Here is a 23,877-nt window from a genome sequence, read left to right as displayed (position 1 = left end):
AAACAGATGATCAAAGAAGTCTTTAATCATCTGTAAAATATTTTTATTATCTAATTTTACCAAGTTTCTGATACTGCACCATAATCAAAAATAATTGTCATACCATCTGTTAATGAAACGTTACTAGAATATAAATTTGATTTTACTCCGTTTACATATAAAGTCCATGTATCACCAGTCCAAGTATGAGTGCCATCAGGATTTTGAACAGTACCTTTATCTACAGTTGTCATTCTATCGAAGTAAAGAAAGTAGATTCCTGGCTTGCCAGCACTTGGCTTTAAATCCCAATTATAGCTAATAGCAGCTTCTGTATTGGGATAATTAGAATCAAGTAATGGAGTTACCTCTGTTGCTCCCTGACTCATATAATATTGATTATAAGCAAAAATTAAAGCATCAGCTGTAGTTGGTGTCTTTATACCTTCGGTAGCATAATTAGTATATGGTTGTGTACTATATAAATGATCTGAATTTATTGAACTTAATTTAGATTTTAAATCATTAAGCTTTACTGTTTCATTAATATAAGTCTCTCCATTCATCTGAATCTGAACATTAACAGTTTCATTAGCATTTGCAAAGGCATTTATATTTGCATTTACACTAATAGCTAAGGTCATAACTAAAACTAAAAGAAAACCAAAAAACTTTTTCATTTTTTTACTCATTATAATTCTCCCCAATCTTTTATCCCCTTAACATAACATTTATCTTGCCCTTTTAATTCATTATAGTCATAACCACCCGTAAAACGGGTGGCTTGCACTGTGACTATAAGCATTTTGCGTTCCATCTGCATAGCAGGTGGTTTTCTTAAAACTAATAAAAGTATTTGTTACCTTCATATCATTTTTTATAAATCTTAATTATTTATTAAAATATTTTATCCCCTAATTTTACCAAGTCTCAGATACTGTACCATAATTAAAAGTAATTGTCATACCATCTGTTAATGAGATGTTACTAGCATATGAATTTGATTTTACTCCATTTACATAGAAAGTCCATGCCTCACCAGTCCAAGTATGGGTACCATCTGAATTTTGAATAGTACCATTATCTACAGTTGTCATTCCATCAAAGTAAATAAAGTAGATTCCTGGATTACCAGTATATGGCTTCAAATCCCAATTATAGCTAATAGCAGCTTCTGTATTTGGATAATTAGTATCAAGTAATGGAGTTACCTCTGCTGATCCCTGACTCATATAGTATTGGTTATATGCAAAAATTAAAGCATCAGCTGTAGTTGGTGTCTTTATACCTTCGGTAGCATAATTAGTATAGGGTTGTGTACTATATAGATGATCTGAATTTATTGAACTTAATTTAGATTTTAAATCATTAAGATTTACGGTTTCATTAATATAAGTCTCTCCATTCATCTGAATCTGAACATTAACAGTTTCATTAGCATTTGCAAAGGCATTTATATTTGCATTTACATTAATAGCTAAGGTCATAACTAGAACTAAAAGAAAACCAAAAAACTTTTTCATTTTTTTACTCATTATAATCCTCCCCAATCTTTTATCCCCTTAACACAACATTTATTTTGTCATTCTAATTCATCATAATAAAAGTATTTGCTACCTTCTTATCATTTTTTTATAAATAGTTATGTGATGAATTTTACCAATAATTTTATCCCCCCTTATTTCAGCATGTATTTATCTATAATTTTCATTTCAGTCATTTTTCAAATTTCTAAAAGTTTTTATGCTATATAGTTAAGCTTTTATGCTCATTTTTTTAAAAATGGGCGTAAAAAATAAACATCTGCTATGCCTTCAGATATCCATGCTTATAATTGGTAAAACTTGCACAGTGAAATCTATTGATTTACCTTACTGTTGTGTTCTGACTTAGGTTCATCCTACTTAAAGCGCCTTCCCAGTTTTTATACCAGTGGCATTTTTGCTTTGTTCGTCACCCTTACAGTAGGGATTAACTGTGTCGGAATTGCACCGACTTCCTTAACGAATATTTCTCGTCATAAAATAAATCAATGATTACGATTAAATTTTTATTAGTAGTTTTACATATATTAACTTTATGTAAATTATACTACCATACAATTTGTATTATAGATATATTACCCTAAATTGTCAACTAAATATTTATATGTTATTATTTATATATTCATACATATATTGTTCCAAGCTTGAACTTTGCAATTCTCAATTAAACTTTCATATTAAAATAATATTCAAAAATAATTATATTAGAACCATTATCCATAACTTGATGTAATAATATACAAACAAAATAGAATTATCTGTTTTGTAAGAGTATCTTTATTGTGATTTTCATACTTCCTTAGGGTACAAACAATGTCCGCTCCTCACATCTCCATATGTAAGTTACTCCATCTTCATGAACTCAAGAAAAATTAAAATTGTTCTAATCAAAAAAAGAAAACGCCGCTAAATTATCTTTAGCGACGTTTTTATTTTTTTACAGTGTAATTAAAATCCTACTTTGCAGCTTCTTTAGAAGATGGAAGAATTACTTCAACCTCAGAATGTGGACGTGGGATTACGTGAACTGATACTAATTCTCCAACACGTTGTGCAGCAGCAGCACCAGCATCTGTAGCAGCTTTAACAGCTCCAACATCGCCTCTAACCATAACAGTTACAAGTCCGCCTCCAACATATTCTTTACCTATTAAATATACGTTAGCTGCTTTAACCATAGCGTCAGCTGCCTCAATTGATCCTACTAAACCTTTTGTTTCTATCATTCCTAATGCATCGTATTTCATTTTATAATCCTCCTAAATATCTTTTTTTATTTATATTATAATTTTTAATTATAACCACTTATTATGTTGCTTTTTTACTTTACTATTGTTATTTTTGATTTTGAGTTAATGCCCATTGCATTAGCTTCTTCTATATCAAGATGACATTCAAGTTTTGAAGCATCATTAGCTCTAATAGCTACATTACTATATATTCCGCCTCTTAAATCGTCAAATTTTATAGATACTATATCTCCATCACAAACTCCTAAATTTTTAGCATCTTCAGGTGTCATGTGAATATGTCTTTGTGCAACTACTAAACCTTCTTCAATTTGAACAGATCCTTTAGGTCCTACTAATGTAATTCCAGGTGTTCTGCTTAAATCTCCAGACAGTCTTACATTTGATGCTGCTCCAAGTTTAATGCAATCTCCATTTAATACTTCAACCTGAGTCTTACTTCTTACAGGTCCAAGAATTCTAACTTTTTCAATTGCACCTTTTGGTCCGCAAATTGTTACAAGCTCCTTGCATGCATATTGTCCAGGCTGAGATAACTCTTTAAGCTTTGTAAGATTGTAATCTGTACCAAAAAGAATCTCTAAATCCTTTTGTGATAGATGTACGTGTCTATTAGAAACTCCTACTGGAATCTCAGATGAGTTTCCCTGAGATGCAGTGTTTTTTTCATCGTTTTTCACAGCTTCTAGTAAAAGCTTTAATACTGCTTCACAATTATCCATTAGTTTGCCCCTTTCATAGCGGCAACTATTTGGTTAACTAAGTCTAAAATCTCTTCATTTTTTGTGCTATCAGTATTGCAATTAGTATTGTTAACGCAAGCATTATCTTTATTTAAAGCCGCTGCAGCTGCTGCAATTTGAGCTGGACTCATATTCATAAGCTGATTTTGTACGCTGTGACAATTCTCAGCAGTTTTTATACAGTTGAAAGTTGGGTCATTAGATGCTAATGTTGCACAGTCTTTTAAACCATAAGCAACTCTCTTAATGTTTATAAGGTGCTCAGGAGTAACATTTTCAGATACTGAGCTTCCTCCCCATGTACCACAACCTAAAGTGAATGAAGGGTTAAGACCTGTGCTTGCACCTGTTCCACCTTGTGTTCCACCAGTGTTAACAAGAATACGAGAAGCTGGCTTTTTAGCAAACTTCATAACTATGTCTCTATCTTCAGTATGGATACTCATTGTGTGACCAATTCCATTTTGAAGTAATTCAATACTTAAATCACATGCTTGGTGCCAATCTTTTACTGTATAGAATCCAAGAACTGTTGTAAGTTTTTCAAATGATAATGGATTACCTTCACCTACTCCATTTTGTCTTCCTATAAGTACTTTAGTTCCTTGTGGAATTTCAATTCCTGCAGCACTTGCAATAACTTGTGGACTTCTTCCAACAAATTTAGCATTCATAGCGTGTCCATTTTTGAATAACAGTTTACAAACTTTATCAGTTTCTTCTGCTGTCATGAAATATCCACCATGTTTTTTGAACTCTTGAATAACTGCAGTTTCATTACATTCTTCACAAATTATTGATTGCTCAGAAGCACAAATTGTACCATTATCAAAAGTTTTACTTGCCATAATGTTTCTAACAGCTTTTTCTATATTAGCAGTTTTTTCTATATATGCTGGAGAGTTTCCTGCACCAACACCAAGAGCTGGTTTTCCTGCACTATAAGCAGCTTTAACCATTCCTGGACCACCTGTAGCTATTATTATAGCAACTTCTTTGCTTTTCATTAACTCATTTGTAGCTCCAATTGAAGGTGAAGTTACACATGTTATAACATTCTCTGGTGCACCAGCCTCAACAGCTGCATCATGCATTAATTGAGCTGCTTTAATTGTACATTTTGCAGCAGATGGATGTGGTGAGAACACTATAGCATTACGAGATTTAATTGAAATCATCGCTTTGAAAATAGCAGTAGAAGTTGGGTTTGTTGAAGGTACTATACCCATAACTAAACCAACTGGTTCAGCAATCTCTATTAGCTTATTTACCTCATCTTCTCTAATTATATCGATAGTTTTCATATCTTTAATTGATTCATATAGTATAGTAGCTGCTAAATGGTTTTTGAAAGTTTTATCTTCAACTTTACCAAAACCTGTTTCTTCAACTGCCATTTGTGCTAAACAAACAGCATTTTCTTCTGCAACCCTAACCATATTACGTAAAATTTTATCGATTTGCTCTTCAGTATAATCAGCAATTTTATTAGCTGCTACCTTTCCAAGTCTAGCAAGATCTCTCGCTTCTTGTATTGAACGTAAATCTTTATCAAAGTTCTCCATTGGTCATTACTTCCTTTCGTAAACCTTACAGTGTCTAATTTTTCTCGTAATATAATTTGAACTTAGCAAGCAATTGATTCTTACCTGCTTTTGAAATTACTCTACCTGTAATTACAAAATCTTTATATTCTCGAGCTAGATTTCTAAGCTTAACAACTTTTAGCTTAGATAATATTAAAATGGTTTTTTCTATACCATCTTTAATAACTAAATTATCTACATCATCTTTATGTAGATTGTCTAAACTTCCCTTATGCAGTTTATCTAAATCAATGTCTGAAATATCATTATTTTGAATTTCTTCAACTACTTCTGATTCTTCAGTTTTTTGAGTTTCTTGGATTTCTTTAACTATTTCAGTATCTTGAATTTCTTCTATCTCTTCTGCTGCTTCTACTTCTTGAATTTGCTGAATTTCTTGAACTTCTTCAGTTTTTTCATCAGATACTAGAGCCTCTTGAGTTTCTACTGACGGTTTAGATCCAATTATGCTTTCCAGTTCCTCATGAGGACGTGGAATTACATGCTCTGATACTAAAGCTTCTTGATTAAGATTTTTAACAGCTGCTACTCCAGCCTCTATAGCTGCTTTTACTGCACCTACATCACCTGTAACTGCAATTGTAACAAGACCGCCACCTACATAGGTCTTTTCAATAATACTTACATCTGCGGATTTCACCATTGTGTCAGCTGCCTCAATAGATGCAAGTAATCCTTTTGTTTCTATTAAACCAAGTGCTTGCATAGGTCAATCCCCCTAATCTTCTATAAAAGATCTGCCCAGTTAGCCGGATATGTTGTGTAGAATACCCTTGCTTTGTCTGGAGAACCCCAAACTACTTTAGAACCTGATGGCACAAACAATACATCTCCAGCATGGGCTGTATATGTTTTTCCATTGATTTCAACTGTTAAAGTTCCCTCAATAACATAGTCAATCTCTTCATAAGTTAATTCCCAATCAAATTTTGAATTTTCAATAACTAAAAATCCAGCACTCATTTTTGATTCTTCTTTGCTTACTAATTCCTGAAAATAGACTTTTGCATCTGAATTACCAGTGTCGAACACATCCATTTTTACTGTCTTTCCTCTAACAACCTTAAGTCCGTTAGGATCACTCTCAGCTTCAAATAGAAGATTCTTTGGTTTTAAACATTCAAGCATTTCTTGTAAAAGACCCTTGTCCATCATTGCTCTAAAGAAATTAAGCATCATTTCACTATCCATACCTTCTATGCTTGGAACCTTTTTAGCTTCTAAGGTCTCTACTTTAGATGCAGGCACTTCTGTAGTAAATAGTATTTCATTGTTCTTTGCAAGATCCTTAGCTGATGGTGTAATTATTTCACTACCATCTATATAAAATACTTTTTCACCCTTTAATATTAATTGTTCAATATCTTTTGCACAGATTAATTTTTTCATATTTTCACTTCCTTTCAAATAATATTGGTATCTATAAAAAACCTAAAATCCTATGATTATTTTTAAGAAAGATTGTATTTAACCAAAGTTACAGTCATTATCAACTATTCCAACAACAACTGCATCTACAGGTATATTATCATCACCTAACATCCTACGAGCAGATGATCCAGTACTAACGATAACTCTATCACCAATACCTGCACTGATATTATCAACAACAATAAATCTACGTCCTTCATCTACTCCACCAATTTCCTCAGCAAGCATAAATTTAAGTCCATTAAGTGATTCTGCTTTTCTAGTTGCCCATACATTATCAATAAGTCTTGCTACTATCATATTGTTTTTCCTTCTTTCATTTTCAGTTTAATCTCATTTATTGCAGATTCAACTGATGATGTGTCACCGAAAATTCCAATTAAAACCATGTGCTGGGGACATGTACCCTTTATATCTTCAACAGTGACACCAGCACTTTTCTCAGCAATATCTGTAGCATAAATCATATCGATAAGCTTGCCTTGAACAAGTCCTATTGCATCAACACTGTCTAATTTGGTTTTACAATTTCCACCGATTCGTCTTATAAGAATATCTTTAGTGCTCTGGGAAGGTGATTTTATAATTCTAAAATCCACTTTTAAACACTCTCCTTATTATTCCATAATATCTTGTGTACAACTTAATGCTATTCCAAGTGGTGTAACAAACATAGGATTTTTAGGTTTATGAGTATAAACTTTAGTCTGTTTTTGAATAATTTCTTCAATTCCAGTCAAACAACAAGTACCACCAACTAAAGAAATTTCATTCACATCGTGATTCTTAATATGTTGGTTAATAATTGAGGACACCTTTTCAACTACTGGCTTTAACACAGGTAAAATTTCCTTGTGGTTTTTATTATCTCTTTTAAACTTATCTGCCTCTTTAAAAGGCATTCCATAAGCACCTGAAATAACTAATGAAAAATGAGTACCTCCTGTAGGTTCATCAACAACATAAACAACCTTTCCATCTTTTAAAATTGATATTCCAGTTGTTCCACCACCAATATCTACAACCGCACCATTTTCAATTTTAAGTACAGCATTCGCAGCAGTAGGTTCATCTAAAAGATTTGTCAATTCAAATCCTGCTGACTGAACTACATTTTTAATTGCTCCAGAATCTAAAGTATCCGTTCCAGGTGGAATTGCAGCAGCTGCATACAGAAGCTCTGTATTCAGTTTTTCCTCAATTTCCTGCTTAAGTTCTCTAACAATCCTTATTGCTCCAATATAGTCCACAACCATACCGTCACGAACTACATCTGCATACCTGTATGCACCAGCAACAGGTTTGTAGTTTTCATCTAAAACAGCCAATACCACACAGGCAGTACCTAGGTCCACACCTGTATAATAAACAGAAGATCCATTAAGGATTGGTTTTTCTATAACTTCTTCAAACTCTTGAACCATCTTATCGCAATATTCAAAAGTTAATTTTTTTTCTGACATTCTTTTCCTCCTACTGCTGAACAAATCAATTGAGACAGCGAATTAATTATTGAATTAGTGTTCTCCATAATTCTATTTTTTAAACCGTCATCATCATTTTTGTAGGTATCAATTATTTCAAATTGTAATTCCCTTAAAGCACAACGAAGTGTATGCATTTTTAAAATCACACTGCTTTTTTCAAGCTGCATATGAAATTCTGTTATTTCAAAACAATCATCAAGCTCAGTTATGAAATTTAATGAATTCATTCCTGTGCACTCTTTACAGTAAATGGACTCAAGAGTACCTTTTCCCTCCACAACATTTCTGATGTTTGATATTTTTCTACCTAAATTTATAATATTTTGTGCTAAAATGATATCTTCTCTTAATATTTCACTACTAGTAACAAGAAATACTGCCTCCATAGATTTTAATTTACAACAAAGTTTCTTCAAATTTATATTGTTGTTTCCCTCAGGTTTTACTGTTTCAGTCTTGTTGTCTTGAGAAACATTTTTATCCTTTTTAGAAGCATCGCTATCCATTGTTATTCTTTTATCAGACAAATATTGAGCTGCTCCAGGTGTAAGGCGCTGTCCCTGCTGTAACTTGTAGGTATTAAAAGGCTCTTTTCGATATAAATCTCTCAAATACTCTTCGGTAATAAATTTCATCATTGACCTTTACTCCTCACCTTTTTCAAATAAATACTTTTTTAAAGCATCAATTCCTATTCCCATTGGAAAACTAATATTAAAATATGGCTCTGATACTCCTATGTTCTTGAGTTGTCGTAAACATTTTTCTTCATTTTCAGGTATCAAGTCACATTTTGTTATAACTCCAATTACCGGACATCTAAAAGACTTTGCAAATCCATGGGAGTATATTTCATTGCAATTAGACTGATCAACCAATATAAGCACATGAGATGCATCCTGAGCTGCTGCTATTATATGCTTGTACATCCATGAATTCTCTAAATAAGCACTTGGAACATCAATAGTATTTTTACCATAAATTAAATCTGGTGTTCGCTTCAATGGACCATCATAACTATTTAGGGCATTAACTAATGTGGTTTTACCACACCTTGAAGGTCCAATTACCATTATGCGCTTTTTTCTCATGTCCTTGTAATGGGCGCCGGAGTAAATCCAAGCATATCTCTTAATGTATCATTTACTGCCCCAAGTGCTGTTTCAACACTTTGAACATCACCATTTATTACAACAGAACCTGTAAAACGATCAAGAAAGCCAATTTCAACATTAGAAGCCTTTGTAGCAATATCTGCCGCAATAATTGCAGTTTCATATGGAGAAAGAGTTAAAATACCTATAGCTCCTTTTTCATCGATTCCAAGACGTTCATATATATCAGACATAGGTGATGCAATGATATGAGCTATTGTAATCTGCTTTCCTGGCACTGACTCTTGTATAACACGCTGTATGTTTCTATCAAGAAAATCTCCCATAAACCTTACCTTCCATCTTATTATCTATTTGAAAATTATTTAATGACGGATTACTTTTACAGGTAAATCGTACTCTTTAATCCATCCTTCTATTCTATCTAAATCTTCATTTTTTAAACTTGGATCATCCTTTATAGGATATTCCATTCCTAATTGATTGTATTTATTTACCCCCATCTTATGATACGGAAGTAAGTCAATACCCCTAAAGTTTTTATAATCTTTATATGGTGTTAAAAACTCCATAGTCTTTTGAATTTCATCTTGAGAATCATTTATACCTTTAAGTAAAGGCATACGAATCTTCACATTATATTTGCGGCGAAGTAGTTCTTGCAGATTTTCTAAAATCTGTTCATTCCTCACACCTGTTAACTGAAAGTGTCTATCAGAATTAATATGTTTAACATCAAATAGGAATAAATCTGTAAACTCCGCAACCTTAAGTACTGATTCAAGTTTTGCATAACCACAAGTTTCAATTGCAGTATTTATCCCTGATTGCTTACATGCCATTAACAAGCTGCACGCTGCTTCAGGCTGCATTAAAACTTCACCACCGCCTAATGTAACACCACCACCAGAAACTTCATAAAAAGTTCTATCTTCCTCTACAATCTCCAAAAGCTCTGAAATAGTTTTTACTTCTCCAACTATTGTTAAAGCAGATTTAAGACAGGCTTCTTTGCACTTACCACATCCGATACAATCAATATCACGATTAACTTCATGCTTTAAAGTTTCATTAGATATGGTATGTATTCCAACAGGACAAACAGAAACGCAAGCCCCACAATTAACACATGAATTACTTTTAAACATAACTCTATGCTTTTTAACTAGTCCTTCAGGATTTGCACACCATTTACAACGAAGAGGACAACCTTGAAAGAATATTAAAGTTCTTACTCCATCTCCATCATACATGTTATATTTCTGTATATTAAAAATCGTCGCTTTTCGTTCGATTATACCTAAGTTTTCATTACTCATATTTTTCATTCTCCAGTTTCATTACCTTGATTTCTAATATATATCTTATTTATAATCTGTAATCTACAGAACACTACTGCAGATTACAGATTTTATACAATTTTTTAATTAAAAGTGTGTAAGCACAGTTCTGCTGATAATTTCATCTTGAACGTCTTTACATAACTCAACAAAGAATGCACTGTATCCAGCAACACGAACAATTAAATCACGGTATTGCTCTGGGTGTTTTTGTGCTTCAAGTAATGTTTTGTTATCTAAATAGTTGAACTGCATTTCTCCAAGCTGAAGGGCACATGCACTACGTAGTAATGTAATGATTCCATTTTCACCTTCAGGTGTATCAAGAAGACCAGCTACCAACTTGAAGTTATGAACCATACCTATATTCATATCCTCGCAAGACATTTTAGAAACAGATTTAATTATAGCAGTTGGTCCTTTAAAGTCAGCTCCTTGTGTTGGGCTTATACCATCTGATAAAGGCATCCATGCTCTACGTCCATTTGCTGTAGCTCCTGTAAGTTGTCCAAATGGAGTGTTGTTTGAGATTGATAAAGTACCATGGCTAAGCACTGAATATAATGTCTTGTATTTACGGTGCTCTTGTTCAGTAAAGTTAACTAAATCAGCGGCAATTAAATCTGCATAATCATCATCGTTACCATACTTAGGTGCTTCTAAACAATCCTTCTTAAGTTGTTCATATCCAACGAAATCAGCTTTTAAAGCTTCATTCATTTCTTGTAGCGTATATTTTTTATCTTCAAATACTAATTTCTTTATAGCTGCCATAGAGTCTGCATAAGTAGCAAGACCACTCCATACTACTCCTGGTCCGAAGTTATACATAGCTCCGCCTGCTTCTACTCCTCTACCGTTTTCCATACATCCTTCATACATCATAGACATAAGTGGTTTTGGTGCAAGGTCTCTGTGAACACGTTGAGAAATTACTGTAGCAACACTTGTCCATTTAGTAATGAATTTGATTTGCTCTTTAACAGCTGCTTCAAATTGCTCATAAGTTTTAAAGTTGCTTAAATCTCCCATATCTGGGCATACTTGCTTACCATACCATAGTGGTACACCATGGTTAAGAGTAAGTTCTATACATATAGGCCATTGAGTATATCCTGTAGAAGTCCATTGATATAATCTTCCTGACTTCTGTGGCTCAACACATCCCATTAAGCAGTAATCTCTTGCATCTTCTATAGAAACACCCTTAGCTAACATCATTTTTATATGAACATCATCAAAGTGACATGCTGGGAACCCCATACCTGCACGGATAACATCAACTATCTTTTTAAGATATTTTTGAGGTGATGCTTTGTGTATACGACAAGCTAAAGTTGGTTGGTATATCTTAACATGACGAACTGCATCCATTAGAAGGTATGTTAATTCGTTTGTAGCATCTCTTCCTTCTCTAGTAACTCCACCTAAACACATGTTAACGAATGGTTGGTAACCTGCAAAGAATTTAGAAGCTCCTTCACTTGTAAGCCACATCATCTCAGACATTTTTATAAGCATACAACCAGATAACTCAAATGCTTCAAAATCAGTCATACGTCCAGCTTCAATATCAGCTTTGTAGAATGGGTACATATATTGGTCAACACGTCCTATAGACATACCTGTTTGGTTTTCTTCAACTACAAGTAATGATTCTATAGTCCAAACTGATTGAACTGCTTCCCAGTAAGTGCTTGGCTTATGAGCTGGAACTCTAGCATTTATCTCTGAAATTTTTAATAACTCAGCCTTACGAGTAGGATTAGTTTCTTTTGCAGCTAATTCTGCAGCGTAATCTGACATACGTTTAGCGTATATCATAACACCCTCTGCAGTATCGATTAGAGATTTATAGAAGTATATTTTCTCCATATCTTCTGGTCTTTCATAGCTAAGGTCAGCTAATTTCTCATTACATTCCTTTACTATGTCAAGCATACCTTTTTTCATTAAGATAACGTCATATCCTGGGTTAGAGTCTCCTCCTCCGTTTAATGCGTGGTATGAACAATCTGATACGAAAGATTCTCCAGAAAGTTCCCATACTCCAGCTTCTCTGTATTGACTCTCACAGTATTCATCAATTGATTTACCTTCCCAGAATGGGAATAATTCTTCACGCATGATTTTCTTATCTTCTTCTGAAACATAGAATGGGTCTTGTGCACGAGTTCCTATTGTATCAATCTCGTCTCTCATCCATCTCCAAGATATATCAGGAGAGAAAGATCCAGCACGAGGTTGTCCATTTGGTGCACCAACGATAAGCTCATTATCTTGAATTACTAATGGTGCAGTTTCACAGCAACGCTTGAAAGACTTACCACGTAAAATTGCCTTAGGTATACCAGGGTTTTCTTTTGCTATTTGAGTAATAACTCTTGCTTTGTGAGTAGTGATTGTTGGCACATGAGTTAAGTACTTTTCCTTTAACTTAACTAAACGCTCTGTTATTCCATCTGGAATTTGGCCATTATTGTCACATACAACACAGCTAGTAGTTGATTCTTCCTTTGTTATTTCTTTGGAAACACTAGAAAACATCTTCATTAAACTAGCACGTTCTTCATCAGACATGTTTTGAGTAGCTTCCATAAATTTATTTGAAAATTCACGAATATCCAATTTATTCCCTCACATTCTTTAATATATTTCATACATTTAGTATGACCTATTATTTTAAGTCATTTAAAACTTTTTTCAAAATATTCTCTAATAGCTTAACACTATCAATTTCATTTACATTTAATTTATCTTTTAAAACTTCATAGTTGGAATCCTCTGCATTGTCCATCATGCCAATAATTTCATCTACCTTACGAACCCCATATCCAACTTTACGTACATATATTAGGTTCATAGGTGAAACATTATCTGAAGTCATTCCATGACCTGCAGATCCACTACCTAGAGTCATTGATGGAAACAAATTTGTGGTTGCTCCCATACTTCCAAAAGTTCCTGGAGTGTTAACAAGTACTCTTCCAACAGGTTTTTTTAATGCAAATTGACGAATAACCTCTTCATCCTTTGAATGTATAATAAGTGTATGTCCATGTCTCTCACTAAGTAATAATTCTATACACTTTTCACAAGCATGCATCCAGTCATCTTCTATATAAAAAGCTAAAACAGGACAAAGCTTTTCTCTTGAATAAGGATTTTTTTGAGATACAAATTTTTGCTGAGAAATAAGAACTCTTATATTTTCAGGAACACTGAATCCAGCCTTTTTAGCTAAAAATTGTGGTGATCTCCCAATCATATCCATGTCAGGGCTTCCATCTTTGTAATAAAAAATTGATGCCAATTTTTCAGCTTCTTCCTCAGTCATAAAGTATCCACCATTTTTAATAAGTTCTTGTTTTACTTCAGCTACTATACAGCTATCTACAACAATTGATTGTTCAGCAGCAGATACAACTCCATAATCGAAGTTCTTACTATCAATAATATCTTTAGCAGCCTGCTCAATATCAGCAGTACGTTCTATAAATGCTGGACCATTTCCATTGCCACCATAAATTACTGGTTTGCCGGATTTATAAGCTGCATCAAGCATTTCTGGAACTCCTGTATTCATTATAAGTGAAGTATCCTTATGATTCATAAGTTCTAATGAACCACTTGGCGTCACTGTATGCAAATATGCAAGTGCACCTTCTGGAAGTCCTACCCCTTCTGCAGCTCGAATCAAAATATCAATTGTTTTAGAAATTGTATTTTTAGCTCTTGGATGAGGTGAAAATATGATTGCATTTCCTGACTTAATTGCAATTAACGCCTTATATATGGTTGTAGAAACAGGACTCATTGATGGAGAAAAGGCTATAATAACACCCATTGGTACTCCAATATCCTTTGTCTTGTTCATTTTATCTTCACTAATGACACCTACACAGTTCATACCTTTAAGTCTACTTTTCAGATACTTACATACAAAGTTATTTTTGATATGTTTATCTTCCCACTTTCCATATTCAGTTTCCTCATTAGACATTTTTGCAAGTTCTTTTAAATGTTTTTCAACTTCTTCGGTCATACGTTCAACTATCTCATCAAGTTTTCCTTGTGGGAAGGCTGCTAATTTTCTTTGTGCCTCACGAGCATTTTCAACAAGAATTCTCGCTTCCTGCATGGAGAGTAAATCATTATCAATAATATTCATTTTTCTCTCTCCTTTTCCTTAGAAAAAATTTTTTCAATTTATTATTCTGTTATAAGATTTGTAATCGCATAACGTTTTATTATTTTTTCAAGATCTTGGTGTGGTCTTGGGATAACTATTGAACTATAAAGACTTCCACCTTCCATTCCTTCTACTGCTGCAACTCCAGCATCTACTGCTGTTTTACAAGCACCAACATCACCACGAACTAATACAGATATATAACCTGACGCAACGTTTTCATATCCTATCAGTTCTACATCTGCTGATTTGCACATAGCGTCTGCTGCTTCTAACGCAAAAACCAGACCAAAAGTTTCGATTAATCCTAAAGCTTCATATCTTGACATATGTAAATCATTTCCTTTCTATGCTTTATGCGTCGATATCGTGTACTGAAACGATATCTCCAACTTCTTTAATAGGACGTGGCATAACATTGTGTGCTGTTAATTTACCAATAGCTGCTGCTGCTTCAGCACCTGCTTCTACAGCAGATCTCACTGCACCAACATCACCTTTTACCATAATAGTTACAAGAGTGGAACCAACATTTTCATATGAAATTAATTCAACATTAGCTGCCTTAAGCATTTTGTCTGCAGCCTCAAGTGCAGGAACCAATCCTATTGTTTCTACAAGGCCTAAAGCCTCATCTCCATAATATCTCATTACTAATTCCTCCTTCCTATTTTTAGCTCAATATACTTTAGCTTAACTACTTAACTTCTATATATTATATTTATGTTTGCATGCATCTTTTGTTTGTTCTTATATATTGATTATATCCCTTACCCTTTGGGGGAAAGTCAATATATTTCTTGCATTAAAATTCTTAAATACTTTTACAAGAAATTATGCTGTTAAGAGTAAAGTCTTTTCATAATGTTTAATAAGAATAACTATTTTACTAAATTCATAAGAGATTTTTCTTTATAAGCATTACCCTATGGGTAATGTTAAAAATTAATCTCTTATATATTTGTTAATTGTAGCTGCACCATCTTCATGGGCGTGATAATAAACCTTTAATTGGTTACTTTTATCTAATTCAAATCTTGTTTCCTCAATAAGACCATTTGCTTCTGCTGTCATTAAAGCGGTAATTACAGCATTCTTTTTTAAAGCTTTAAAATTTCCATATTCTCCTTTTAATGCTTCTATAACGTCATCTGCACAAGCTTCTTCAACTTTAGTAAAATATTTTAATATTGCATAATTAAGCGGCTTCATCTATTTTATCCCCCTCTTTTTTTCCTCTTAATAAATCAAGTGGATTCATAGATATTGTAAGGATACCGAACATCATTATTACAGCTCCAATCCAAGCAACTGAAGGTAATGACCATCCATCCATTCCACCGTATACTCCTAATAACAATAAGCAGAATAATGGTCCAAAGAATGAATATGTACCGTTACATGCAGTTCCAAGTCCTGCTCCACACATACTGTTTCCTGCATACCATGTCATAAATGTGATAAATGATAAAAGACCACTTAAAACAAACCAAACCATTGCAGGACCACTTGTGAATGCTTGTATAGCAAGATCAACAGAAATGTTTAATCCACCAGCCATTACTCCAAAAATTGGAACTAAGATGAATAAATTTGCTATACCTGATGTTACTTGACGAATACAAATACCAATTTCAGGATCGATCATTGATGTACCATATCCAGCTACACAACCTTCAAATCCCCATGCAAGAGCTGCAATAATAGCTATTAAAATACCAATTAAAGTATTCGCTGAAGCACCACCGCTAAAGCCTGTACTACCAATTAAGAAACTAGCAAATACACATACTGCAATACCTAAAGCCATACGTTTATTTAATTCCTGCTTATATAAAATTTTACCTAATATAGCAGCGATAGCAGGACAAAGAGCTGATATTGGAACAACTATTGGTCCAGCCATTTGAAGCGCTATAACATAAGCAGTACCAGCTATAGGCCCACCAATTAGAGCAGCTAATATCATAATACGTCCTGGAGTAGTATTAATACATCTTACGAAATCTTTAAATTTACCTTTTACTAATGCATATGAAATCGCCCATACAGCACTACATGTGTCATTTATTGCATTACCAAGTGCAGCAAGTAAGTATGCTATAACAAATGCTGATAAACCCGCTGTATTAATTCCATACCAGTCACCCCATACTCCTTTTGTCATACCCATAGTTAGAAATGCAGTATATAATCCATAGGTAAGTCCTGAAAATAAAGCTAGAGATATACCCTTTTTGAAGAAATCACTTGATAATTTCTTCTTTGCAGCAATAGCTTGAGAGCTTACTGCTTTTGAAACTTCCTTCATAAAATAAAACTCCTTTCAATTAACGATTTCTTTTGTATATTAATAAATAATTATGGCTCATCCCTATGAAATTTAAATTATAGCAATGAGCCTTTTAATTAATTACTTTAAAAACTTTCCTTAGTCTTTTATATATTTATTAATTGTAGCAGCACCATCTGCGTGCGCATGATAATAAACATTTAAATCACCATTTTTATCTAATTCAAATCTTGTTTCTTCAATGAGACCATTTGCCTCTGCTGTCATTAAAGCAGTTATTACAGCATTCTTTTTTAAAGCCTTAAAATTACCGTATTCTCCTTTTAACGCATTTATAACATCATCAGCACAAGCTTCTTCAACTTTAGTAAAATATTTTAAAATCGCATAGTTAAGCGGCTTCATTTTCGTTTACCTCCTTCTTTTTGAATAAATCCATTGGATTCATAGCTATTACAAGGATACCGAACATCATTAATACCGCAGAAATCCAAACGATTGGAGGTAATGCCCATCCTTCCATACCACCTATTACTCCAAGAATTATCCAACAGCAGAAAGGACCCCAGAAGGAATATGTACCGTTGCAAGCCATACCAAGAGCAGCACCACACATACTGTTACCGTTATACCAACTCATATACGAAACAAAGGCACAAAGGCCACTTAAGGCAAACCATATCATTGCAGGACCACTTGTAAATGCTTGAACAACTAAATCAGTTGAAAATTTAATTCCATCACCAAATATCATACCAAATACAGGCACTAATATTATTAAGTTTGAAAGTCCAGATGTGGCTTGACGAATTGTAATACCAATCTCTGAGTCAATCATAGATGTACCATATCCAGCTACACAACCTTCAAATCCCCATCCAAGAGCTGCGATAAATGCAATACAAATTCCAAGGAACATCCCAGCTGGAGCATCTCCCCCAATACTAGTACTACCAATCATAAAACTAGATAAAACACAGATGACAATACCGAGCATCATACGTTTGTCCAATTTTTGTTTAAACAATATTCTTCCCAAAATAGCACCAATAGCTGGACAAAGAGCAGTAATTGGAATAACAATTGAACCAGCCATTTGTAAAGCTACAACAAAAGCTGTACTTGAAATAGGTCCTCCAATAAGAGCTGCTAATATCATCACAGCACCTGGTTTAGTCTTAAGACACCTAAAGAAATCTCCAAGTTTACCTTTAACAGTTGCATAGATCACTGCCCAAACAGCACTACATGTATCGTTTACGGCACTACCAAGAGCGCCAAGCACATATGTAATAACTACTGCTGATAAACCTGCTGTATTCGCACCATACCAGTCACCCCAAACTCCTTTTGTCATTCCTAATGTCAAAAATGCTGAATAGAATCCGTACATAAGGCCTGAAAAAAGAGCAATGGAAATGCCTTTTTTAAGGAAATTAGATGATAATTTGTTTTTTGCAGTAATCGCTTCTAAACTTGCCGTTTTCGAAACTTCCTTCATAAAATAAATCTCCTTCCGCTTATTGAAATAATTCTTTAAATTTATACTATTAAATAAAAATTTACAATGAATACACTTTGAGATTGTTATAATTGGGGGTATTTAATTTTTTAACTATTGAATAACTTTTCATTTGATATCTTATGGTTATTTTATTAACAATTAAATTATATGCCTTTCCCTATGGGGTAAAGTCAACATATATTTCACAGGAAAATTCAAAAAAAATTAACACAATTAACTTAATACTTACCTCTAAGTTAGTTGTGTTAGTTTTTTTAAGTGATAAATACTGAAATCCATTAACATCACTCAATACAAATTAAATTTTATGAAAGGAATAAATGTATTTTTTTATTTAATATATTTGGCTTTTTTTTACAAGGTGAGTTTTATCGACAATTTATCCTTTCCCCTACGGTCAACGTTTCCAGTGTTTTCAGTATAATGAATTTATCTTTTCCTTTGAATTTTAATCAAAATCTCCGTTACAAACTTATCTGTATTTTTAGTTGTCCAATAATCTGTTACATATCTTTCATAGGATTCTTCTGAACATATGTAATCATGTTCTTCCGACCACTCTTGTATTTTTTTATATGTGTTATTAATTGTTTCGTGAGTTCCTATATGATAGCAAGAAGCTGCAAGCCAACCACCAAATTCAATGCTTTCTTCCTCTTTACACTTTAAAATAGTCTCCTGCATTATTTTCATCTTACTGCATCTTCCATTAATTTTATCTTCAAAAGACGGAAAACATATAATTACAGGACCCGTTATTGCATTATTTATATAATCAATATAATTATTAAACTCTATATTAATTATAGAATCCATATAATCATATTGAAAATCTTGATCTAAAAATATTAATTTGCGCTCATCAATATATTTTATAGAAACATCTCGAACATTATTTTCAATTACCATCTGTGCCTCAACTATAAGCTCATGCCAATCTTTAACAGATCTTATTTTTAAATTTATCTCATTCTCAAGGTCTCTTAATTCATCAATTTTTCTTCTAAAACTTTTATCAAAAAAGTCATAGGTGGTCCCTTTCAAAAAAGCTCTCATTTCCTCTAGCTTAAACCCACTTTGCTTGTAATATTTTATTACTGGCACAGATAGTAGGTTCTTCCTACTATAATATCTATACCCACTTTCATCAGCTACTTTGTCAGGTGATAATATTCCCATTTTATCATAATATCTCAGTGCCTTTTTCGTTATTTTACATATTTCTTCCACTTTACCTATTGAATATAATTCTTCTCCCATACTAAGTTCACCTCTTTTATAATATTTTAGCCGTTTTCAAAATCTAGATTCGTTAGATTTCAAAGATTTTAAAACTTTATTAAAAAGAATTCCCCCCACTAAATGTCAAATATATATAAGGCGGAGTCCTTATATGCATTTTTAAAATTAACTCCACCTTTATGATATTTATTATTACTTTAAATTCATTCAAAAAACTAAGAATTCTTTGCAGCTTCAAAATGTTTATCATAAACTTATATATAACTAAATTTCTAATAAAACTTTTACTAACTCTGATATCAAACTTTTATATAAATGGATATTTTTATTGTGATTATGATGAGAATTATAAATACTTAATTATGTGAGTTTGCTATAAACAAAAATTAATAATTTCCAAAAATAATTGAAGAATAATATTTAACCTCAAAATGAATTATTTACCATTTAAAATTCAAAAAATTTTTTATTATTAGTATAAATAATATTACATATTATAATAACAACTGTAAAGAGGAAATTTATTCCATTTAATTAACTATATATAACTTTGAATTAAATTAAATTAAAATACTTTACAAAAATAATAAAAAAACCACTCATTAATGAGTGGTATAAAATACAATATTTTATCCTAAAACTTTATCCAAAATCCTTGATAAGTCTTCACTTGTAACCTCTCTAGGATTTGCTGCTGTACATATATCATTAAGAGCTGCATTAATGATTTCTTCTCTTGATGCTGCAGCTAAATTCATATCAGTACCTTGCTCTTTTAATGTTGTTGGAATCATCAATGTTTTTTGAAGTTCTACAATGCTTTTAATTAGATTATTAACACCAATGTTTACATTTGGCGCATGTAATTTCAATAATTTTGCAAGTCTTTGATATTTTTTAGATGCTATGTCATATTCAACATTGAAAGCACCTTTATTTAAATTAGCATTATATTCAATTACATAAGGAAGTATCATTGCGTTACTTCTTCCATGAGAAATATGTAATTTCCCACCTACAGCATGAGCTAAACTATGAGTAATTCCAAGTCCAGCTGCATTAAATGCCATACCAGCAAGACATGATGCATTGTGAAGTTTCTCTCTTGCTACTATATCATTTCCATCAGCATAAGCCTGTGGTAAAAATCTAAAAGCTAAAGTAAGAGCTTTTTCTACAAGAGCATCTGAAAAATCAGTAGCATTCTTTGAAACATAAGCTTCTATAGCATGTGTAATTACATCCATTCCTGTATCTGCAGTTATTGATTTAGGTACAGATTTTACCAGCTCAGGATCGAGAATTGCAACCGTTGGAAGAAGAGATTTATCTGCAAGTGCATATTTTAATCCTTCTTGTTTATTTGTAATTACTGCATATTCAGTTACCTCAGAGCCTGTACCACTTGTAGTAGGTATAGCATAGAATTCTTCTATAGAAGAAACCCCTCCAGTAATTTTTTTTGCATATTCTCTCATAGCCTTAGCTCCATCAATTGATGAACCTCCGCCAAGCGCTATCATAACCTGTGCATTACAACTTTGTAACTTTTGAATACCCTCAGCAATAATTTCTACAGATGGATCAGGTACAATATCACTAAATATAGCTACTTGGCAATCAACAAGCTTTTGTTGTACTTTTTCAGCCATACCTGAAGTTTCCATAAATTTATCGCATACAATCAGTACTCTTTTACTTTTAATTTCATTTAGTCTATCTAAAGAACCTTCTCCAAAATAGACATTTGTATTGATACTAAATTCTTTCATATGCATTCTCTCCTATTTTAAAAATATTTAAGATACGAATGAATTAGTTATCCTTTAACTTTAATATAAAATAACCCACAATTATAACAATCAAAACAAGTTTATAATAAACTTTACTTATTTTATTATATCAATAATAAAATGCTATTGCAACAGAAGGTTCGGTCAGTTACTACATCTCTATAAAACTATTTCTACCACTTAATATTAAAAAACAAACTTTTTTAATTTGTTATTTACTTTACTTAAGGTAGATACAAGGATTTTTAGGATACTTGGTAAAAATAAAGAAACTACAAAGCCCACAGCACATAATACAAATATCTTGTATTGAATAGCATGTCCAATATAAATTTGATATCCATGAATAGCAGATATAGCTATAGCTGCTATTATTATAATCTTAGATGCAATCCAAGATATTATATTTAATATTTTACATAGAAATATTATTATGGATAATATAGCTACTACAGGCATAAACAATATCTTAAGCGGCAATTGAGTAAGGGAAGGTGCACTACTTTTTTTATTACTTCCTGCTTTTCTACTATTGTCATTTTTGCTTTGTTTTTCAGATTTAATATTTTCTCTATCTACTGTAGATTTCTTCTTAGCTCCCTTTCGTTTTCCTATTGATGTACTTTTTGAAGATGATCTCTTCTTTTCTTTACTAACTGTGGATTCTTGTTCATATTCATTAAAATCCTCATATCCATTACTATTCTCTTTATCAAAGTCATTATTTAAATGCTTATTTAAATCCTCCGCTTGATTATCTATAATCACAGTTTGCTTACTTTTATTTTTTTCTCTCTCTTCCTTTATTTTTTCATAAGCTTCATCAAATACTTTTATAAATGATTTTGCTCTTCTTTCATCTTCTATCTCTTTTTTAAATTTATTTACTTTATCTTCATAAGCTTTTTTTATCTCTTCCATAGATGCATTTTCATCAACACCTAAAATTTTATAATATTCCATATCTCTCCTTCTCCATACTATAAGTTTAATTTTTTCCTTTGTAATATAATATTTTAAAAGCAAAGTAGCTTAAATATTACTTAATCATCTAATACCCTATTTTTAGTTTATTAGTATATTTATAATTCTATCTTCTTTAAATACAGGATTTGTTTTAAAAATCTCTGCCAAGATGTCTATATTCTCCTCTAAATGTTCAATGTCTTTAGAATATGTATGACTTATATCTACAATATCCTCATCGCTAAGGTCTCCACTTTCTATCCATCTAACTATACATAACTGCTTAATCATTAAATAGCTCACCACTGCCGTCTTTACTTTAGCAGCCACATCATAATCAAAGACAGCTTTCATAAAGTATCTAAACACAAGGTAAATCAATATATTTTCAAGCTTATACATCTTTTCATTATAAAAACTATTAAACTCCCTATACTTATCTAGATAAATTTCTTTATTCTCATCACTACCCTTAATATAAGATAACACCTTATCTAAGCCTAAGGGATCATTGTTATTTATATGCTTTAAGCTTTTAAACACATGAAAATACTCTTCTATATCATTATACCACTGTTCTTTATCACTGATATTTTTATCCAAATCACTACTAGTCTTATATATAAAATTTTTATCTAGATATCTTTCTTTAATCATCTTTAAACTAGTTAGATCATCCTCATCTATCTTATCTTGAACTTCCTTTGCAAAGTTAAGAATTATAGCAGCTCTTATATTTAAATCAATATTACGATTCTGAAGTATATTAAAAATTATATTTCGACATTGCATAAGTTCAATAAACAACATAGCATCAATATCGTTATAAGAAGTTATAATCTCATCATTTTCACTTAACTCAAATTCAACTTTATTAGAATCACCTAGCATTATTCTTGCAGCTTCTGGACAAGAAAGTGATATACCTATTTCTCTTAAATTACCAAACTCCTCCATATATCTAGGATACTTCTTGCAAGTATAGCAAAGACTATCTTCTCCAAGTTCATTATATATATCACACAATTTATTTTCATTTAGAAAGGCACAGTTGCCATTTTTCAATACAAATATATTATCTTCTCCATCATTAACCATCTCACTTCTTAGTCTTTCCCCAAAGCTACCACTAAGATTTTGATAATAATCATAAGTTTCTTCATCAATAACAATTTCCCAACCAGCACAACATGTGTCCTCACACTTATCTGCTATACATTTAAATTTATTAAGATATTTTGGTACTCTTATTTTCATTTTTCACCTCAAAGTTTTTACTATATATTTAATGTTAAATTCTATTTTATCATATTCTTTTAATTTTATATTGTAAAGAAAATCACTGCAAAAAAGGGCTAGATTTAATTCTA

General features: G+C 32.2%; 27 protein-coding genes and 1 riboswitch. All 27 genes read right to left on the bottom strand.

The features are described from left to right. Positions 1–56 precede the first annotated feature (56 nt). Positions 57–671 carry a hypothetical protein gene (locus tag ABDZ93_RS08595; protein WP_343825538.1) on the bottom strand — a complete coding sequence of 205 codons (615 nt, stop codon included), beginning with the start codon at positions 669–671 and terminating at the stop codon, positions 57–59. Then, entirely contained in the window at positions 671–802 is a 132-nt protein-coding gene (locus tag ABDZ93_RS08590) for a hypothetical protein (protein ID WP_343825536.1), read from the bottom strand. Before ABDZ93_RS08590 ends, ABDZ93_RS08595 begins: the two co-directional genes overlap by 1 nt. Before the next feature lie 97 nt (positions 803–899). Continuing rightward, positions 900–1,514 (bottom strand): DUF4430 domain-containing protein, encoded by a 615-nt coding sequence (locus ABDZ93_RS08585; RefSeq protein WP_343825534.1) that lies wholly within the window; start codon positions 1,512–1,514, stop codon positions 900–902. A gap of 320 nt (positions 1,515–1,834) precedes the next feature. Beyond that, a riboswitch (cobalamin riboswitch) is annotated at positions 1,835–2,019 on the bottom strand. A 460-nt stretch (positions 2,020–2,479) separates the two neighbouring features. Then, positions 2,480–2,770 (bottom strand): ethanolamine utilization microcompartment protein EutM, encoded by a 291-nt coding sequence (gene eutM, locus ABDZ93_RS08580; protein WP_035134878.1) that lies wholly within the window; start codon positions 2,768–2,770, stop codon positions 2,480–2,482. A gap of 74 nt (positions 2,771–2,844) precedes the next feature. Beyond that, the gene (locus tag ABDZ93_RS08575; RefSeq protein ID WP_343825532.1) at positions 2,845–3,495 is read right to left on the bottom strand and encodes a phosphate propanoyltransferase; all 651 of its coding nucleotides are present in this window, start codon (positions 3,493–3,495) and stop codon (positions 2,845–2,847) included. Continuing rightward, positions 3,495–5,081, bottom strand: a complete 1,587-nt coding sequence (locus ABDZ93_RS08570; RefSeq protein ID WP_343825531.1) for an acetaldehyde dehydrogenase (acetylating) — start codon at positions 5,079–5,081, stop codon at positions 3,495–3,497. Before ABDZ93_RS08570 ends, ABDZ93_RS08575 begins: the two co-directional genes overlap by 1 nt. A gap of 34 nt (positions 5,082–5,115) precedes the next feature. Beyond that, positions 5,116–5,829: a BMC domain-containing protein gene (locus ABDZ93_RS08565; protein ID WP_343825529.1), complete on the bottom strand. Its 714-nt coding sequence runs from the start codon at positions 5,827–5,829 to the stop codon at positions 5,116–5,118. Between the two features lie 20 nt (positions 5,830–5,849). Continuing rightward, positions 5,850–6,512, bottom strand: a complete 663-nt coding sequence (locus ABDZ93_RS08560) for a cupin domain-containing protein (RefSeq protein WP_343825527.1) — start codon at positions 6,510–6,512, stop codon at positions 5,850–5,852. Between the two features lie 78 nt (positions 6,513–6,590). Then, on the bottom strand, positions 6,591–6,854 hold the full coding sequence (locus ABDZ93_RS08555; RefSeq protein ID WP_035134869.1) for a EutN/CcmL family microcompartment protein: 264 nt from the start codon (positions 6,852–6,854) through the stop codon (positions 6,591–6,593). Further along, positions 6,851–7,153: a BMC domain-containing protein gene (locus ABDZ93_RS08550; protein ID WP_343825525.1), complete on the bottom strand. Its 303-nt coding sequence runs from the start codon at positions 7,151–7,153 to the stop codon at positions 6,851–6,853. Before ABDZ93_RS08550 ends, ABDZ93_RS08555 begins: the two co-directional genes overlap by 4 nt. Positions 7,154–7,171: 18 nt before the next feature. After that, positions 7,172–8,017, bottom strand: coding sequence for an ethanolamine utilization protein EutJ (gene eutJ, locus ABDZ93_RS08545; RefSeq protein ID WP_343825522.1), 846 nt, complete (start codon positions 8,015–8,017; stop codon positions 7,172–7,174). Beyond that, positions 7,999–8,679: a cobalamin adenosyltransferase gene (locus ABDZ93_RS08540; RefSeq protein ID WP_343825520.1), complete on the bottom strand. Its 681-nt coding sequence runs from the start codon at positions 8,677–8,679 to the stop codon at positions 7,999–8,001. Before ABDZ93_RS08540 ends, eutJ begins: the two co-directional genes overlap by 19 nt. A gap of 6 nt (positions 8,680–8,685) precedes the next feature. Continuing rightward, positions 8,686–9,132, bottom strand: coding sequence for a EutP/PduV family microcompartment system protein (locus tag ABDZ93_RS08535; RefSeq protein WP_343825518.1), 447 nt, complete (start codon positions 9,130–9,132; stop codon positions 8,686–8,688). Then, positions 9,129–9,482, bottom strand: coding sequence for a BMC domain-containing protein (locus ABDZ93_RS08530; protein ID WP_343825516.1), 354 nt, complete (start codon positions 9,480–9,482; stop codon positions 9,129–9,131). The genes ABDZ93_RS08535 and ABDZ93_RS08530 overlap by 4 nt, the downstream gene beginning before the upstream one ends. Positions 9,483–9,521: 39 nt before the next feature. Continuing rightward, positions 9,522–10,475, bottom strand: a complete 954-nt coding sequence (gene cutD, locus ABDZ93_RS08525) for a choline TMA-lyase-activating enzyme (RefSeq protein ID WP_343825514.1) — start codon at positions 10,473–10,475, stop codon at positions 9,522–9,524. 108 nt (positions 10,476–10,583) lie between these two features. Next, on the bottom strand, positions 10,584–13,124 hold the full coding sequence (gene cutC, locus ABDZ93_RS08520) for a choline trimethylamine-lyase (protein WP_343825511.1): 2,541 nt from the start codon (positions 13,122–13,124) through the stop codon (positions 10,584–10,586). Between the two features lie 49 nt (positions 13,125–13,173). Then, a complete protein-coding gene (locus ABDZ93_RS08515; RefSeq protein WP_343825509.1) occupies positions 13,174–14,667 on the bottom strand; it encodes an aldehyde dehydrogenase family protein in 1,494 nt (497 codons plus the stop codon). A gap of 41 nt (positions 14,668–14,708) precedes the next feature. Continuing rightward, positions 14,709–15,017, bottom strand: coding sequence for a BMC domain-containing protein (locus ABDZ93_RS08510; RefSeq protein ID WP_343825507.1), 309 nt, complete (start codon positions 15,015–15,017; stop codon positions 14,709–14,711). Positions 15,018–15,042: 25 nt separating this feature from the next. Further along, entirely contained in the window at positions 15,043–15,339 is a 297-nt protein-coding gene (locus ABDZ93_RS08505) for a BMC domain-containing protein (RefSeq protein ID WP_035134852.1), read from the bottom strand. Positions 15,340–15,633: 294 nt separating this feature from the next. Further along, the gene (locus ABDZ93_RS08500) at positions 15,634–15,900 is read right to left on the bottom strand and encodes a hypothetical protein (RefSeq protein ID WP_343825503.1); all 267 of its coding nucleotides are present in this window, start codon (positions 15,898–15,900) and stop codon (positions 15,634–15,636) included. After that, a complete protein-coding gene (locus tag ABDZ93_RS08495; protein WP_343825501.1) occupies positions 15,887–16,999 on the bottom strand; it encodes a hypothetical protein in 1,113 nt (370 codons plus the stop codon). Before ABDZ93_RS08495 ends, ABDZ93_RS08500 begins: the two co-directional genes overlap by 14 nt. 120 nt (positions 17,000–17,119) lie before the next feature. After that, positions 17,120–17,386 (bottom strand): hypothetical protein, encoded by a 267-nt coding sequence (locus ABDZ93_RS08490; protein WP_343825499.1) that lies wholly within the window; start codon positions 17,384–17,386, stop codon positions 17,120–17,122. Next, complete coding sequence (locus ABDZ93_RS08485; protein WP_343825497.1) at positions 17,373–18,482, bottom strand: hypothetical protein; 1,110 nt, start codon at positions 18,480–18,482, stop codon at positions 17,373–17,375. The genes ABDZ93_RS08490 and ABDZ93_RS08485 overlap by 14 nt, the downstream gene beginning before the upstream one ends. Positions 18,483–18,935: 453 nt before the next feature. Beyond that, a complete protein-coding gene (locus tag ABDZ93_RS08480; protein WP_343825495.1) occupies positions 18,936–19,766 on the bottom strand; it encodes a MerR family transcriptional regulator in 831 nt (276 codons plus the stop codon). A gap of 611 nt (positions 19,767–20,377) precedes the next feature. Then, positions 20,378–21,520, bottom strand: a complete 1,143-nt coding sequence (locus tag ABDZ93_RS08475; protein WP_343825493.1) for a 1-propanol dehydrogenase PduQ — start codon at positions 21,518–21,520, stop codon at positions 20,378–20,380. 207 nt (positions 21,521–21,727) lie between these two features. Beyond that, positions 21,728–22,504, bottom strand: coding sequence for a DnaJ domain-containing protein (locus ABDZ93_RS08470; RefSeq protein ID WP_343825491.1), 777 nt, complete (start codon positions 22,502–22,504; stop codon positions 21,728–21,730). Between the two features lie 102 nt (positions 22,505–22,606). Beyond that, entirely contained in the window at positions 22,607–23,764 is a 1,158-nt protein-coding gene (gene fliB / locus ABDZ93_RS08465; RefSeq protein ID WP_343825489.1) for a flagellin lysine-N-methylase, read from the bottom strand. Positions 23,765–23,877 lie beyond the last annotated feature (113 nt).

This window comes from Clostridium subterminale (genome assembly GCF_039521425.1).
Classification (GTDB): domain Bacteria; phylum Bacillota; class Clostridia; order Clostridiales; family Clostridiaceae; genus Clostridium_J; species Clostridium_J subterminale.
Note: the sequence above shows the minus strand (reverse complement) of the source record. Positions and strands in the feature narration are given on the sequence as shown.